Source organism: Aeromicrobium panaciterrae, from assembly GCF_039537165.1.
In the GTDB taxonomy this organism is placed as follows: domain Bacteria; phylum Actinomycetota; class Actinomycetes; order Propionibacteriales; family Nocardioidaceae; genus Aeromicrobium; species Aeromicrobium panaciterrae.
Window position 1 is genome coordinate 627,915 of record NZ_BAAAZZ010000002.1, and the last position, 14,923, is coordinate 642,837.

17 protein-coding genes are annotated in these 14,923 nt (G+C 66.5%); 9 read left to right on the forward strand and 8 right to left on the reverse strand.

The annotated features are described in order from the left end of the window. Positions 1–493 (forward strand): HNH endonuclease (locus tag ABD683_RS03570; protein ID WP_344767365.1); only part of this gene is annotated, 493 nt, incomplete at its 5' end. Between the two features lie 444 nt (positions 494–937). Here the strand turns inward: ABD683_RS03570 and ABD683_RS03575 are convergent. Further along, on the reverse strand, positions 938–1,282 hold the full coding sequence (locus ABD683_RS03575; RefSeq protein ID WP_344767367.1) for a hypothetical protein: 345 nt from the start codon (positions 1,280–1,282) through the stop codon (positions 938–940). A gap of 23 nt (positions 1,283–1,305) precedes the next feature. After that, complete coding sequence (locus ABD683_RS03580) at positions 1,306–2,067, reverse strand: isoprenyl transferase (RefSeq protein WP_344767369.1); 762 nt, start codon at positions 2,065–2,067, stop codon at positions 1,306–1,308. A 17-nt stretch (positions 2,068–2,084) separates the two neighbouring features. Between ABD683_RS03580 and trhA the strand changes: the two genes are divergently transcribed. Next, the gene (trhA, locus tag ABD683_RS03585) at positions 2,085–2,786 is read left to right on the forward strand and encodes a PAQR family membrane homeostasis protein TrhA (protein ID WP_344767371.1); all 702 of its coding nucleotides are present in this window, start codon (positions 2,085–2,087) and stop codon (positions 2,784–2,786) included. On the opposite strand, the gene ABD683_RS03590 is transcribed toward trhA, so the two are convergent. The 3 genes from ABD683_RS03590 to mca form a co-directional block, all read right to left on the reverse strand. Further along, on the reverse strand, positions 2,780–4,750 hold the full coding sequence (locus ABD683_RS03590) for a thioredoxin domain-containing protein (RefSeq protein ID WP_344767373.1): 1,971 nt from the start codon (positions 4,748–4,750) through the stop codon (positions 2,780–2,782). The genes trhA and ABD683_RS03590 overlap by 7 nt on opposite strands. A gap of 61 nt (positions 4,751–4,811) precedes the next feature. Beyond that, positions 4,812–5,000 carry a hypothetical protein gene (locus tag ABD683_RS03595; protein ID WP_344767374.1) on the reverse strand — a complete coding sequence of 63 codons (189 nt, stop codon included), beginning with the start codon at positions 4,998–5,000 and terminating at the stop codon, positions 4,812–4,814. A 34-nt stretch (positions 5,001–5,034) separates the two neighbouring features. Then, on the reverse strand, positions 5,035–5,907 hold the full coding sequence (gene mca / locus ABD683_RS03600; protein ID WP_344767376.1) for a mycothiol conjugate amidase Mca: 873 nt from the start codon (positions 5,905–5,907) through the stop codon (positions 5,035–5,037). 86 nt (positions 5,908–5,993) lie between these two features. Between mca and ABD683_RS03605 the strand changes: the two genes are divergently transcribed. From ABD683_RS03605 to greA, 3 genes are all read left to right on the forward strand, one after another. Next, positions 5,994–6,836 (forward strand): SDR family NAD(P)-dependent oxidoreductase, encoded by an 843-nt coding sequence (locus tag ABD683_RS03605; protein WP_344767377.1) that lies wholly within the window; start codon positions 5,994–5,996, stop codon positions 6,834–6,836. Between the two features lie 12 nt (positions 6,837–6,848). Continuing rightward, a complete protein-coding gene (locus ABD683_RS03610; RefSeq protein ID WP_344767379.1) occupies positions 6,849–7,226 on the forward strand; it encodes a DUF4307 domain-containing protein in 378 nt (125 codons plus the stop codon). 82 nt (positions 7,227–7,308) lie between these two features. Next, a complete protein-coding gene (greA, locus tag ABD683_RS03615; protein WP_344767381.1) occupies positions 7,309–7,812 on the forward strand; it encodes a transcription elongation factor GreA in 504 nt (167 codons plus the stop codon). Between the two features lie 18 nt (positions 7,813–7,830). Here greA and ilvA read toward each other — a convergent pair whose 3' ends face one another. Beyond that, a complete protein-coding gene (gene ilvA / locus ABD683_RS03620) occupies positions 7,831–9,021 on the reverse strand; it encodes a threonine ammonia-lyase (RefSeq protein WP_344767382.1) in 1,191 nt (396 codons plus the stop codon). 172 nt (positions 9,022–9,193) lie between these two features. On the opposite strand from ilvA, the gene ABD683_RS03625 reads away from it, so the two are divergent. Genes ABD683_RS03625 through ABD683_RS03635 form a run of 3 tightly spaced genes read left to right on the forward strand, consistent with a single transcriptional unit; the run spans position 9,194 to position 12,718 of the window. After that, on the forward strand, positions 9,194–10,681 hold the full coding sequence (locus tag ABD683_RS03625) for a M16 family metallopeptidase (RefSeq protein ID WP_344767384.1): 1,488 nt from the start codon (positions 9,194–9,196) through the stop codon (positions 10,679–10,681). A gap of 58 nt (positions 10,682–10,739) precedes the next feature. Continuing rightward, positions 10,740–11,183: a MarR family winged helix-turn-helix transcriptional regulator gene (locus ABD683_RS03630; RefSeq protein WP_344767386.1), complete on the forward strand. Its 444-nt coding sequence runs from the start codon at positions 10,740–10,742 to the stop codon at positions 11,181–11,183. Beyond that, a complete protein-coding gene (locus tag ABD683_RS03635) occupies positions 11,180–12,718 on the forward strand; it encodes an MDR family MFS transporter (protein WP_344767387.1) in 1,539 nt (512 codons plus the stop codon). The genes ABD683_RS03630 and ABD683_RS03635 overlap by 4 nt, the downstream gene beginning before the upstream one ends. A 3-nt stretch (positions 12,719–12,721) precedes the next feature. Here the strand turns inward: ABD683_RS03635 and ABD683_RS03640 are convergent, their stop codons facing one another. Both ABD683_RS03640 and ABD683_RS03645 read right to left on the reverse strand, forming a co-directional pair. Continuing rightward, positions 12,722–13,054: an MmcQ/YjbR family DNA-binding protein gene (locus ABD683_RS03640; protein WP_344767389.1), complete on the reverse strand. Its 333-nt coding sequence runs from the start codon at positions 13,052–13,054 to the stop codon at positions 12,722–12,724. Continuing rightward, positions 13,051–14,145: an AI-2E family transporter gene (locus ABD683_RS03645; protein ID WP_344767391.1), complete on the reverse strand. Its 1,095-nt coding sequence runs from the start codon at positions 14,143–14,145 to the stop codon at positions 13,051–13,053. The genes ABD683_RS03640 and ABD683_RS03645 overlap by 4 nt, the downstream gene beginning before the upstream one ends. A gap of 142 nt (positions 14,146–14,287) precedes the next feature. Here ABD683_RS03645 and msrA point away from each other — a divergent pair, with 142 nt between their 5' ends. After that, a complete protein-coding gene (gene msrA, locus ABD683_RS03650; protein ID WP_344767393.1) occupies positions 14,288–14,923 on the forward strand; it encodes a peptide-methionine (S)-S-oxide reductase MsrA in 636 nt (211 codons plus the stop codon).

Below are 14,923 nucleotides of genomic sequence, written 5' to 3' on the forward strand. Positions count from 1 at the left end.
GCACGTGCAGACCAAGACCGAGCAACCGCACCTGATCCCCGACCCCATGCCCGCATCGGTCGAACCAGCAAAGCTCGCCGGACACGGTGCGATCGGCCCCAATTTGTTGATGTACTTCCTGTGCGTGTCTGACTTCACCGCCTTCCTCATGAAACAAGGCGGCGGGGCGCGTCAGGCACAGATACTGAACGCCGGCACCAGCAAGTACCAACCCACCCTCACCCAACGCCGAGCAGTCATCGCCCGACAAAAGGGTGTCTGCGCCGCGCCCGGTTGCAACCACACCCATCTCGAAATCCACCACACCATCTTCTGGTCGATGGGCGGCCGAACCGACCTCGACCTCCTCATCGGACTCTGCGTCAGATGCCACCACCTCCTCCACCGCGGACTGCTCAACATCACCGGCAACGCCGTCAACGGCTTCGAGTTCACCAACCGCCACCGTCGACCCATCCGGCGACGAAGAAACCACTACCACCAAGCCGCCTGACCCCAAGTCCGGCGGCCCACCCCCACGCCAACAGCCGTCAGAGGCCGAACACACGCAGGCTTCGCTACGCGCGCGAGCTACGACGGTAGGAAGAATGCCCAAGCGAGATTGGACATCTCACCTGCCGCGAACCGAACTTCTCGCTCTGGTGTCTGAATCAACCAGACGCTCGCGTTGTGGCGTTGCGATGGGTACGACGGGTGCGCAACCACAATCTGCTCCGGCTGACACGCCCAGACATGCTCCCACGGATCAATTCCGTCCAAGTCGAACTCGTCGCCGTCCCAACACATCCCGACAGACCGCCACCCGGGCGTCACCGAAGGGAGCAGAGTCATTGCTGGAGCGTAACGAGGAATCCGCGCAGAACTCACTACCTGTATGGGGAGATTGCGGGCCTGGCCAACTCCGCAAGGGCGAGTGCCGCTCGACGAACAGTTCCGATCAAGCCTCTTCGGTCAGTGATGCCAACACGTCGTCGACAGCGTGGACCGCATCCAGTCGCCAATCGACGTGTACCGACGTCAAGTAGGCGGCGAGCGCCGCCGAGGTCGTGAAATCTCCGTCGAGATAGTTGTCGGGGATCCACTGGTCTTCCAGACCAGGGGTCAGACTCCGCAATTCGTCGACGGTGGGAGGGCGAAAACACTCTTCGAAGACGGCATCTGCACCTGCGTGGCCTTCATGCTCGGCGACGAAGGCGAGCGAGGCGAGCATACGATCAGTCATGCAGTCGACAGGATTCGCGTGGGCGTTGGTATGCGTGACGCCATCTGGGGTGATCCACACAGCAGAACCGTAGCGCCACCCGGCTACGCCCCAAAACGCCTTTCGCGGAGCGAGTACGAGCGCATGGCGCGCAGGAAGTCGACGTGGCGAAATGCCGGCCACAGCGCGTCGCTGAAGTAGAACTCCGAGTGCACGCTCTGCCACAACAGGAATCCGGAGAGACGCTGCTCCCCCGATGTACGAATCACGAGATCCGGATCGGGCTGGCCCTTGGTGTAGAGGTGCTCGGCGATGTCGTCGACTTCCAGCGTCGAGGCGACGTCCTCGAGCGAGCGCCCCGCCGCGGCCTGCTCGAGGAGCAGCGAGCGCATCGCGTCAGTGAGCTCCTGGCGGCCTCCGTACCCGACACAGATGTTGACCCGCATGCCCTGCACGGCGGACGTCGAGTCGGCCAGCTTCTTCATCCTCCCCGCTGACTCCGACGGCAGCAGGTCGAGGTTGCCGATCACCCGCAACGACCAGCGGCCCTCGCCGGCGAGGCGCTCCATGAGGTTCTCGACGGCCGTCAGGATGCTGGCGACCTCCTCCTCAGGGCGCTGCAGGTTGTCTGTCGAGAGCAGCCACAACGTGACGATCTCGACACCCAGGTCGTCGCACCAGGTCGCGAACTCCGAGATCTTGTCGGCACCGGCCTTGTAGCCGTGCTCGAACCTCGCGCCGCCGCGCTTCGCCCACCGACGGTTGCCGTCGACGATGGCGCCGACATGGCGCGGCAGCCGTGCTGGGTCGAGGCGCTTGGCAAGGCGTCGCTCGTACGCCCCGTAGACCAAGTCACTCACTGCCATGCAAGTAGGGTAAGCGCATGAGTGATCGCGAACCTGAAGGCATTGTGCAAGAGGTTGGTGATCGACTCCGAGTGACCGCCAAGGAGATCAAGCCCAAGCTCCGCGGATGGCTCCACGCCGCCACCTGGCCATTGGCCTTCTTCGGCTTCCTCGTCATGCTGGTCGTCGCCGACAGCGTGAAGGTACGTGCCGGTGTCGCCGTGTTCATGGTCAGCGCACTGCTGCTGTTCGGCGTCAGTGCGGTCTATCACGCGGGTCGCTGGTCAGACGTCGCCAAGGCTCGCTGGAAGCGGTTCGACCACGCCAACATCTTCGTGCTGATCGCCGGGTCCTACACGCCGTTCGCGCTGCTGCTGCTCGACACCAAGGACGCCTGGGTCCTGCTGTCACTCGTGTGGGGCGGCGCCGTCCTCGGCCTGCTGTTCCGGGTGTTCTGGGTCGGCGCTCCGCGCTGGCTGTACGTCCCGATCTACATCGCCCTCGGCTGGGCCGCGATCTTCTGGCTGCCGGAGTTCAAGGAGAACGGGTCCACCGCCGTCATCGTCCTGCTGGCGGTTGGCGGTGGCCTCTACACACTGGGCGCCGTCGTCTACGGCTTCAAGAAGCCCGACCCGTGGCCCACCTGGTACGGCTTCCACGAGGTGTTCCACACGCTCACGATCGCGGCGTTCATCGTGCACTACGTCGGCGTCTCGCTCATCGCCTACGACCGCTACTGACGCGCGAGCAGCTCCTCGACAGACGTGACGGGGCGTTCGCAGACGAAACCGCGGCACACGTACGCCGCCGCCTTGCCGTCCACCACGTCGCGCTGCTCGAACAGCGGGATCGGCGCACCGACCGCTCCCGCGACCACGACGGCGCCGGGTGACGTCAGGCTGAGCGCCGCGCGGTGCAGCTCCGTACCGTCGTCGCCGACCACGGCGATCTCGAGAGGACCGGCCACGACGGCTTCGGCGGCAGCGAGGGTCCAGCCCGCGAAGCGCGGCATCTGGGCCGCCACGGAAGCCGCCGAGTCGATGCCGGACTCGGCCGCGGCGCGATAACGGTGCTCGCCGGTGATCGCGGCGAACGAGATCAGGGCGGTGACGGCAGCCGACGTGCCCGATGGGTAGGCGTTGTCCGAGACGTCCTTGGGTCGTACGACCAGCGCCTGCGCATCGTCTGCGGTGTCGAAGAACCCGCCTGCGGGATCGGCGAAATGGTCGACGACCCGGTCGAGCAGCACTCGTGCACGGTCGAGCCACACGGCGTCACCCGTGACCCCGAGCACGGCAAGATAGGCCTCGGCCACCGCACCGTGGTCCTCCAGCACGCCGGCGTGGGTCGACGCGATGCCGTCGCGCGACGTACGTACGAGCGGCTCACCGTGCACGTCGGCGAGCAGCTCAGCGGCACGAATCGCTGCCGCCGTGAAGTCCGGCTCGTCCAGAAGTACGCCGGCTTCGGCGAGCGCGGTGATGGCCAGGCCGTTCCACGACGCCACCACCTTGTCGTCGCGTGCAGGCCGCGTACGAGCTGCCCGCGCCTCGAGGAGCTTGCCGCGTACGGCGTCCCACCGAGCCTGGTCGTCGGGGTCGCGGCGCAGCTGCAGCGTGGAGAAGCCGCGCTCGAACGTGCCGCCGCCCGTCACCCCGAGCAGCTCCGTCGCCCACGCGCCGTCGGCGGGGCCGAGCGTACGCATGAGCTGGTTGGGGTTCCAGACATAGAACGTGCCCTCATGCCCATCGCTGTCGGCATCCAACGCCGATGCGAACCCGCCCTCCGGCGTACCGAGCTCGTCGATGATGAAGCGGCTCGTCTCGCGGGCGATCCGCTCCGCCAGCGGCGACTTCGTCTGCCGCCACCAGTGCAGAAAGACCCGCAGCAGCAACGCGTTGTCGTAGAGCATCTTCTCGAAGTGCGGCACGCGCCAGAACCGGTCGACGCTGTAGCGCGCGAAGCCACCAGACAGCTGGTCGTACATGCCGCCGCGCGCCATCGCCTCGCACGTGCCCGCGACCAGGTCGAGCGCCTGCTGCGACCCCGTACGGGCGGCGTTGCGGAGCAGGAACTCCAGCACCATCGACGGCGGGAACTTCGGGTGGTTGCCGAACCCTCCGGCGTCGGAGTCGTACTGCTTCGCCAGCGCCAGCACCGCTGCATCGAGCTGTTCGGCGCCGAGCGCGCCGCCGACCGGGTCGGCACCAGAGCGGAGGTGTTCCAGCACGTCCCTGCTCACCGTGAGCACCTCGTCACGCCGCTCGTTCCACGCGTCGCTCAGCGCCTGCAGCACCTGGGTGAACGCAGGACTGCCCTGTCGTGGCTCGGGCGGGAAGTACGTACCGGCAAAGAACGGTTCACCCGTCGGCGTCAGCACACAGGTCATTGGCCAGCCACCCTGACCCGTCATCGCCGTCGTCGCGCTCATGTAGACCGCGTCGACGTCGGGACGCTCCTCGCGGTCGACCTTGATGTTGACGTAGTGCTCGTTCATGTACGCGGCCGTGACCTCGTCCTCGAACGACTCGTGCGCCATCACGTGGCACCAGTGGCATGCGGCGTAGCCGATGCTCAGCAGGATCGGCCGATCACGCTCCCTGGCCTCGGCGAACGCCTCGTCGCTCCACTCCCACCAGTCGACCGGGTTGTCGGCGTGCTGCTGGAGGTACGGACTCGTGGCCTGCGCCAACCGATTCGCCATGCAGCCACCCTAGGCGGATGGCGTCTGAGTCATGACGTCTCGGGCGTTCTCTCACCCGCGCCTAGCGGTCTTCGTCGCCCTCCCAGGGCTGCTGCGCCTTGCGGGAGTGCTTGAGGAACGAGCGGGCCAGGAAGTACGTCGCCACGACCAGGGCCAGCACCGTCACCATGGCGATCCACCCCGGGCGGACGTTCTCGGGGGTGAGCGGCTTTTCGGCTGCAACGAGGGCGGCGAAGACGTACGAGTTCATGACTCGATCCTAGTCGTCGCACATTCGGGCAGCGTCAGCGGAGACCAGCGAACAAATCAGTCTCGGGGACGCTCGTCTCCACGTGAGACGTCACAAGCTGGTAGTCCTCCGTCGGCCACGCCTCGGCCTGCACCTCGTGCGGGATGGCGAACCACCAGCCGTCGGGATCGATCTGCGTCGCGTGGGCGAGCAGCGCGGCGTCGCGTACGGGGAAGTACTCGGCGCACTCCACCCGTGTCGTCAGTCGCGCCTCGTCCTCGGGCTTGCGCTCCCAGTCCTTGAACCGCTCCGCGTACGGGTTCTCGAGGCCGTGCTTCTCCATGGCGGCAGCGATCGCCTCCATGCGCGCCCAGCTCCAGCCGAGCTGGTAGTAGAGCTTGGAGACCTGCCACGCCTCGCCCGCGTCCGGGTAGCGCGTCGGATCGGCAGCCGCCTCGAACGCGTAGACGCTGATCTCGTGGCACTTGATGTGGTCGGGGTGCGGGTAGCCGCCGTTCTCGTCGTACGTCGTCAGCACCTGCGGCTTGAACGAACGGATCAGGCGTACGAGGGGCTCGGCGGCCTCCTCGATCGGCACCAGCCCGAAGCAGCCTTCGGGCAGCGGCGGCTTGGGGTCGCCCTCGGGCCACCCCGAGTCGACGAAGCCGAGCCAGTCCTGCGTCACGCCGAGGATCTCGCGGGCGCGGTCCATCTCCTCGCGGCGGATCTCGGTGATGAGCTCGGGATTGTCCTCGATGCCGGGGTGCTTGAACTGCGGGTTGAGGATCGATCCGCGCTCTCCGCCGGTGCACGTCACGACGTGCACGTCGACCCCCTCGGCGACGTACTTGGCGGTGGACGCCGCTCCCTTGCTCGACTCGTCGTCGGGGTGCGCGTGCACGTGCATGAGGCGTAGCTTGTCGGCCACAATTCTCCTTCGGGTGACTCTCTGGAAATCCTCGCACTCTGACAACAACGACCACGGGCGGGGTGTTCCTGCGGGACGATGGACGCATGACCCCCACCGAAGCTGTCCTCGTCACCGGCGCCTCCACCGGCATCGGCCAGGCGATCGTCGAGCACCTCGCCGACAACAACATCCGGGTGTTCGCTGCCGTACGTGATCTTTCCAGCGTTGCTGAGCATCCGCTCGTCACGCCAGTACGCCTCGACGTCACCTCCGCGACGGAGGCGCAGGCGGCTGCGGAGACCGTACGCGGGGCTCTCGGTGACACCAGGCTCCGTGGCGTGGTCAACAACGCCGGCATCGCGGTGGGCGGCCCCTTGGAGTTCCTCGACCTCGACGAGTTCAGGCACCAGCTCGAGGTCAACGTCATCGGGCAGCTGGCGGTGACGCAGGCGTTCCTGCCGCTGCTGCGCCGGCACGGTGGTGCCCGCATCGTGTTCACCAGCTCGATCGGCGGGCGCATCGCCGCACCGTTCATCGGTCCGTACGCCGCGTCGAAGCATGCGCTCAACGGGATGGCCGAGTCGCTGCGGCGCGAGCTGAAGCCGTGGGGCATGGGTGTCTCGGTGCTCGCTCCCGCCACCGTGGCGACGCCGATCTGGGAGAAGGCCGGTGGTCAGATCGACGATCTCGAGGCCTCGCTGCCACCTGAGGCGATCGAGCTGTACGGCGCCACGATCAGCTCGATGCGCGGCATGACCTCCAATGCGACCGACGCCGGCATACCCGCGTCCCAGGTCGCCGACGCGGCGCACCATGCGCTGTTCTCGCGGCGTCCGAAGGCGGAGTACCTCATCGGCCGCGAGGCCAAGCTGATGGCGGCGGCATCCACCCTGCTGCCGTACCGGACGTTCGACAAGGCCGTCCTCAAGGAGATTGCGAAGGGCTGAGACAATCGGGGGGTGACAGATCTCGGCGCCCGATACGGCACCAGCAACAAGCCGCGCTGGTTCTGGCCGCTCATCGCCGCCGTCGGCATCTCGATCGGCATCGCCGGTGCGGCGTGGGTCGGGTTCCAGGACAAGCCGATCACGGCACGCGTGTACGGCTACGACGTCGTCGACGACCACCGGGTCACGGTGAAGCTCGACGTCGTACGGCCGAAGCCGCTCGACGTGGAGTGCACCGTCTACGCGCAGGCCGCCGACCACTCGATCGTCGGCGAGAAGACCGTGGACCTGAAGGCAACACGGGAGAAGGACCTCCGCATCTCGGTCGACATCGAGACGGAGCGGCGGGCTGTCACCGGCGTCCTGAGAACGTGTGAAGCCATTCATTGAGTGCTAATCTGTTCTATTCACCCCGGGCAGAGGCCTGGGGTGCGGTACGTATCACCCCATTCACACAGGACGGAGCTCCGTCATGACTCAGCCCACTGACACCGACACCATCTGGGTGACCCAGGAGGCGTACGACCGCCTCAAGCAGGAGCTCGAACACCTCTCAGGCGAAGTCCGCGCCGACATCACCGCCAAGATCGCCGCCGCACGCGACGAGGGCGACCTCAAGGAGAACGGCGGCTACCACGCTGCACGTGAGGAGCAGGGCAAGACCGAGGCCCGCATCCGTCAGCTCGAGGACATGCTGCGCCGCGCCGAGGTCGGCGACAAGCCCGCCGATGACGGCATCGTCGAGAACGGCATGATCGTGACGATCCGCTTCAAGGGCGACACCGACACCGAGCGGTTCCTGCTCGGTTCGCGAGAACTCCTCAGCATGGACACCAGCGTCGAGATCGACGTCTACTCCCCGAGCTCACCCCTCGGCGCTGCCGTGCTCGGCAAGAAGAAGGGCGAAACCGTCACCTACGAGGCGCCCAACGGCAAGGACATCACCGTCGAGATCGTCGACACCACGCCGTTCTGACGCGAGGCGCGGTGCGGCTCAGGCGAATTCGTAGCCGAGCTCGGTCAGGCGCTTCCTGACCTCGGCCCGGTGCTGCGGTCCCCGTGTCGCGACCTGCATGTCGACATCGACCTGGCGTACGCCGAGTGACTCCGACGCGCGGTCGTGGTTGACGTTGAGGACGTTGACCTGCATCTCGGCGAGGTCGCTGAGCAGTCGCATCAGCTCGCCGGGGCGGTCGGAGATCCGTACGCGAAACATCAGGAAGCGACCTGCGGCAGCCAGACCGTGGCGGATCACGTCGAGCAGCACGAGGGCGTCGATGTTGCCGCCCGAGAGCACGGAGACGACGGGACCCTCGAACGCGTCAGGCCTCTCAAGGATCGCGGCGACACCGGTGGCCCCGGCCGGCTCCACGAGCATCTTGGCTCGCTCGAGCAGCGAGATCAGCGCACGGCTGATCGACTCCTCGCTCACCGTGATCACATCGTCGAGCAGCTCGGCGATGACCTCGAACGGGATCCCGCCGGGCTCGGCGACCGAGATGCCGTCCGCCATCGTGGCGCCCATGACCGCCGGAACCGGGTGCCCAGCCTTCAGCGACGCGGGATAGGCGGCGGCATCCTCGGCCTGCACGCCGATGATCTTGACGTCGGGTCGTTCCGTACGCAGGAGCGCGATGCCCGCCGCGAGTCCACCCCCACCCACCGGCACGAGAATCGTCTTGACGTCGGGTGCCTGCTCGAGGATCTCGAGGCCGACCGTGCCCTGGCCGACGAGGACGTCCTCGTGGTCGAACGGGTGGATCAGCACCGCACCGGTCTCCTCGGCGAACTCCATCGCCGGGACCAGCGCCTCGGTCACCCCGGAGCCGTGGAACTGGATGTCCGCCCCATATCCCTCGGTGGCCGCGACCTTGGGCAACGCCGCACCTTCGGGCATGAAGATCGTGGCTTTCGTGCCCAGCATCGACGCGGCGAGCGCGACGCCCTGTGCGTGGTTGCCGGCACTGGCAGCGACGACGCCGTTGGCACGCTCCGCCTCAGAGAGTCGCGCGATGCGTACGTATGCTCCGCGGATCTTGAACGACCCCGTGCGCTGGAGGTTCTCGGCCTTCAGGTGGACCGGCGTCGAGGCGATGTTGCTCAGCCATCGCGAGTGCGCCATCGGCGTCAGCTCGGTGACGCCGTCGAGCAGCTTGCGGGCTTCCCTCACATCGTTCAGATCCACATGGTCAGACTAACGCCGACCAGGCCCAAAGCCGTCCGGCCCGAGCCGGACCGGAGCGTCCTCATCGAGCGCCCAGTACTCGGGCTCGACGACGAGGTGCACGACCTGCTCCGCCGCCGTTCGTCCGAAATTCCCTAGGGCTCCGATCCGTCGCGCGACTACGCTCCTCCGTGTGCCTGAGATCTACCGAACCACCCACAACGACATCCCCGTCATCTCGACAGATGTCGAAGGGACGCTCACTGGAAGCGTGATCTTCGGCGTTGGAATGGCCGACGAGCCCGCACACCTCGCCGGCATCACCCATCTCGCTGAGCACTTGATCTTCCGCGCGATGGGCGACCAGGTGGTCAGCCACGACGGCGTTACCTCGTCGCACACGCTCGACTTCCACGCGACGGGAACTCCCGATGAGGTCGCGACCTTCCTCAACTCGGTCAGCAGCACGATCCGTGACCCGAAGTTCAGCGAGGACGACATGCGACGCGAGCGCATGGTCATCGAGGCAGAACGTCCTGCGGGCTTCGGGCCGTCGGCGGGGCTCCTGACCTACCGCTATGGCTTTGGAGGTGCGGGCAAGAGCCACGCCGGCGTTCCGACTCTTGCGTCTCTGTCGATCGACGAAGTACGCGAGTGGATCCGAACGTGGTTCGTCGCGAGCAATGCGCGACTCACGTTCACCAGCGCTCCCCCGGCCGCTCTCGATGTTCGGCTACCCGAAGGACGGGCGCCATCGCATCGTCAGGAGACCCGCTACCTGAAGTCGCCCACGCTGATCGCCAGCCAGAAGGACGGGGTGGCGATCTCGCTGCTGGTCGATGAGAACTTTTCGGCATGGCTCCGAGACGCCCTCGACTTCGAGCTCTCGGCGGCACTCAGGACAGCCAAGGGTCTGATCTACTCGATCGTCCCTGAGCTGACATTGGTCGAACCCGGCCTTGATCAAGTCGACCTCGTACTCGACCCGCTTGACGAGAACCTCGCAGAAGCGCTTGAGCTGGCCATCCACACTGTGCAGCTAACGGCAGAACGTGGTTTCAGCGAGCAGTCCGTCGAGCTGGCGAGGTCTGTTGCAGTCGGTTCGCTCAGTCAGCCGTGGTCGTGGACGGGTTATGTCGACGGACTGGCTACTTCCGAGCTGGTCGGCGGTGTCGTGATCGACCCGAACGAATGGATCGAGCGTTCGCGCAAGCTAGACGCAGCCGTCCTCACCGCGGCCCTGCGTGAGTCCCTGGACAGCTTGATGGTCGCCTACGACAGCGAGACCGAGCTTCCGGAGGGGTTCGCCGAGAAGTGGGGTCTCCAGCTCGACGAGTTCACCGCTGGCACCACATCCAATGCTCCGCGCCGTGGGCCGGGGCGGCGGTGGCGGGGCAACTGGTTCTCAGTACGTGACTGGCTGCGCATCGACGACACTCACGTCCACGAGCACATCTTCGGCGAGACGACGTCAGTCCGGCTAGACGACATCGCCGTCCTTGGAGACTTCGGTGACGGGAGCGTCCACTTCATCGACTGGCGAGGTCGAGATGCCGGCTTCGAGTCGATGCTGTGGCGCAAGGGAGCGGGCGTCATCGATGAGCTGAAGAGGCGCATTCCGCTCGAGCGCCAGCGCGACTTCTCCTGGCACATTCGCGACCGCTCCGCGTCACCTGAGTAGTCGGGGCACCCTCGGCCGATAATTGCTTGCATGATGCATGTAGTTATATAGTTGCATCATGCACGTAAATGAGTCACACGAGCCGGCCACCGCCGAGGACGCCCTGGCGCAGCTGATGATGACGGTCGGCCGGCGCTTCCGCGCCCGTCTCGACGGCGACACGGTCGACCCGTCGCAGGCCGCTCTGCTCTACACGCTGAAGTGTCGCGGCGCACTGCGTCTCGGCGACATCGCCGACGCGATGAGGCTCGACGCCTCGACCGTCAGCCGCCACGTGCAACAGCTCGCGGATCGTGGATTCGTCGAGCGCGGGCCCGACCCCGAGGACGGCCGCGCCAGCATCATCACGCTGACCGAGGACGGCCGCGCCGGCCTCAAGTCCTCGTTCGAGCAACGCCGTGCCATCCTCGCCGAGGCCCTCGCCGACTGGGACGACGTTGACCGCGAGCTGCTCCGCATCCACCTGTCGCGCCTCGCCGCCGCACTAGGAGACCACGCATGACTCAGAACCCTTCAACCGCGCCGACGTACCGCACCCACCGCCAGATCCTGGTGATCCTCGGCGGGCTGATGACCGGCATGTTCCTCGCAGCGCTCGACCAGAGCATCGTCGGTACGGCGCTCCCCCGCATCACCTCCGAGCTGCACGGCCTCAACAAGCTCAGCTGGGTCGTGACCGCCTACCTCCTCGCGTCCACGGCGGCCACCCCGCTGTGGGGCAAGATCTCCGACCTGTACGGTCGACGGCTGATCTTCCAGGCCGCGATCATCACGTTCCTCATCGGCTCGGCACTGTGCGGATTCGCCCGCAACATCGACGAGCTCATTGCGTTTCGCGCCCTCCAGGGCATCGGCGGCGGCGGCCTGATGGCTCTTGCCCTCGCCACGATCGGCGACGTCGTACCACCCCGTGAGCGCGGTCGCTACATGGGCTACATGGGTGCCGTGTTCGGCACTGCCAGCGTCCTGGGGCCGGTGCTGGGCGGCTGGCTCGCCGACGGTCCCGGCTGGGAATGGATCTTCTGGCTCAACGTGCCGATCGGCATCGTCGCCCTCGTCGTGACCTCGATCGTCCTCAAGCTCCCCCACGTACGCCGCGAGCACACCATCGACTGGCTCGGCGCCGGCTTCCTGGTGGCTGCCGTGTCGTCCGTCCTGCTCTACACCGCGTGGGCCGGACCCGACCATGGCTGGGCCGACGGCCTGAGCCTCAGCCTGCTGATCGGCGGTCTGGTGCTCGCCGCGATTTTCGTCCTGATCGAGCGCCGTGCTGCCGAGCCGATCCTGCCGATGGACCTGTTCAACAACTCCGTGTTCTCGATCACCAACGCGCTCGGCATGGTGTTCGGCATCTCGATGTTCGGCGCGATCATCTTCGTGCCGCTCTACCTGCAGATCGTCATGGGCATGTCGCCGACCAGGTCGGGCCTCGGCATGGTCCCGATGGTCGCCGGCCTGTTCTCGGCGTCCATCCCGTCCGGCAACTACGTCACCAAGACCGGCCGTTACCGGATGTTCCCGATCGCCAGCACGATCATCGTGGCCTGCGCGCTGCTCCTGCTGTCGACGCTCGACGCCGACAGCTCCTACCTCCGGGTCGGCATCGGCATGTACGTGCTCGGCTTCGGGCTCGGCCTGACGATGCAGCTGCTGACCCTGATCGTGCAGAACTCGGTCGACGTGCGTCACATGGGCGTCGCGACGAGCACCGTGACGTTCTTCCGCAACCTCGGCGGTGCGTTCGGCACGGCGGTGTTCGGCGCCGTCCTCAACAGCCGGCTGTCGCACCACCTCGAGGTGTCGCTCGGGTCGGCTCCCGCGGGAGGGTCGATCAACACCAACAACGCGGCCGCGATCCACAACCTGCCCGAACCCGTGCGCGGCAAGGTCATCGACGCCTTCGCGTCATCGCTGCACGAGGTGTTCCTGACGGCGCTGCCGTTCGTGGGTGTCGCGTTCATCCTGACGCTGTTCATCAAGGAGCTGCCGCTGCGCTCCCGCAACACCCCGGTCCCCGCCACGGCGACAGAGCCCTAAGACCTAAGGTCGATCGCGGGCGGGGAGCTTGTCGACGATGAGGTCGTACGAGTCCTCGATCAGCTCCTCGAGGAGCCCTTCGGGAAGTGAGTCGTCGAGCTGCACCGTGACCCAGTGCTTCTTGTTCATGTGATAGCCGCGGGTGACGGAGTCGTACGTCTCGACGAGGCCCGTGACGTCGGCGGGCTCGGCCTTGAGGTTGATGCTGGTCGGCTGCTCCGCACCCGTGAGCGCGAAGATCTTGCCACCGACGCGATAGACCGCAGTCTCCTCACCGAACGGGAACGTCAGCACCGCGCCGGGCAGCGCCGCGCAGAACGCGTGCACATCGGTCATGCAGGGTCTGGCTCCGGCTCGTCCTGGTAGTCCTGTGCGTCCGTGACCAGGTGCTTGACGACGCCGTTGAGACACGCGGCAAGCGGTACGGCGATCAGTGCACCGACGATCCCGGCGACGGCAATGCCGGCAGCGATCGCCAGGATGATCGCCAACGGGTGCACCGCGACGAGCTTGCCCATGAGGAACGGCTGCAGGACGTGCGCCTCGATCTGTTGTACGGCGACGACGACCGCGAGCATGATCAGCGCGACGACGGGTCCCTGCGCGACGAGGGCGACCAGCACCGCGACCATGCCCGACGCCAGCGCACCGACGATCGGGATGAAGGCACCGAGGAACACCAGCACGCCGATCGCAAACGTCAGCGGCACACCGAGCACCCAGGCCCCGAACGCGATGCCGATCGCGTCGACCAGGGCGACGAAGATCGTGGCGCGTACGAATGCCGTCAGCGACGCCCATGCCGTCTGCCCCGACGAGTGCACCTTCTCCCGAGCAGCCTTGGGGAACAGTGCGACGACCCAGCTCCAGATGCGTTCGCCCTCGTACAGGAAGAAGAACGACGCGAACAGGGCGATGAAGAATCCCGCGACGAGGTGGGTCAGTGTCGTGCCGACGTTGGTCGCGGTCGTGAAGATCGAGGTGTCGCTGTTGGAGATCGACGACTTGGCCTTGTCGATCCAGTCCTGGATCTGGTCGTCGGTGAGGTTGAGCGGCCCGGTCCTGGCCCAGTCCTGGATCTGGTCGATCCCCTCGACGACGTTGGACTTGAGGTCGGAGACCTGCGACGCCAGCTGCGTACCGACGAGCGCCAGCATGCCGAAGAGCCCCGCGAGCATGCCGATGACGACGATCGCCGTGGAGACGATCCGCGGCAGACCCTTGGACGTGAGCCAGTCGACGGCGCCGACCGTCAGGGCCGTGCCGAGGATCGCCACCGCGATCGGGACGGTGATCTCGGAGAAGTAGCGCAGCAGCCAGATGCCCACGAAGCCGGCGGCAGCGATGACGAGCAGGCGCCACGACCACTGGGTCGCGATCTCCACGCCGACCGGGATCTCGGTGCGCTTGGGTTGACTCTTGGCCACAGAGGGAGCCTAGGGCATGTGAGGGAACACCACGCTGCTCGCAAGTGTTGTGGTGAGGGCGCTCAGGCGTCAGAGGTTCGTCACGATCGACGGCGTCCTGGCCGCAGCCGGATCCGTAGACTTGATGCGAGAGGTGGAACCCATGATCTTCAACCGCAGCAAGAGTGAGATCCCCAGCGCCGACGAAGCCCTGCCCGGCCGCTCGGGTCGCCCCTACCAGGTCGGCGGAACCCATCTGACGCTCGGCAATCCCGTGGAGACCCAGGCACCCGACGGCTTCGAGGTCGCGGTGTTCGGCCTCGGCTGCTTCTGGGGTGAGGAGAAGACGTTCTGGGAGGTCCCGGGTGTCTGGTCGACCTCGGTCGGGTACGCCGGCGGGTCCACGCCCAACCCCACGTACGAAGAGGTCTGCACCGGTCGTACCGGCCACGCCGAGGTCGTACGCGTGATCTTCGACCCGTCCAAGGTCACCTACCAGCAGCTGCTCGAGGTGTTCTGGGAGAACCACGACCCGACGCAGGGCATGCGCCAGGGCAACGACCGGGGCTCGCAGTACCGCTCGATCGTCCTCACCACGACGCCCGAGCAGCAGGAGCAGGCCGAGGCATCGCGCGCTGCCTACCAGGTGCGCATGACGGCGGCCGGCTACGGCGAGATCACGACGTCGATCCTGCCGCTGGCGACCTACTACTACGCCGAGGATTATCACCAGCAGTACCTCGTCAAGAACCCGTACGGCTACTGCCCGCTCCACGCGACCGGCGTGACGTACGCCTGA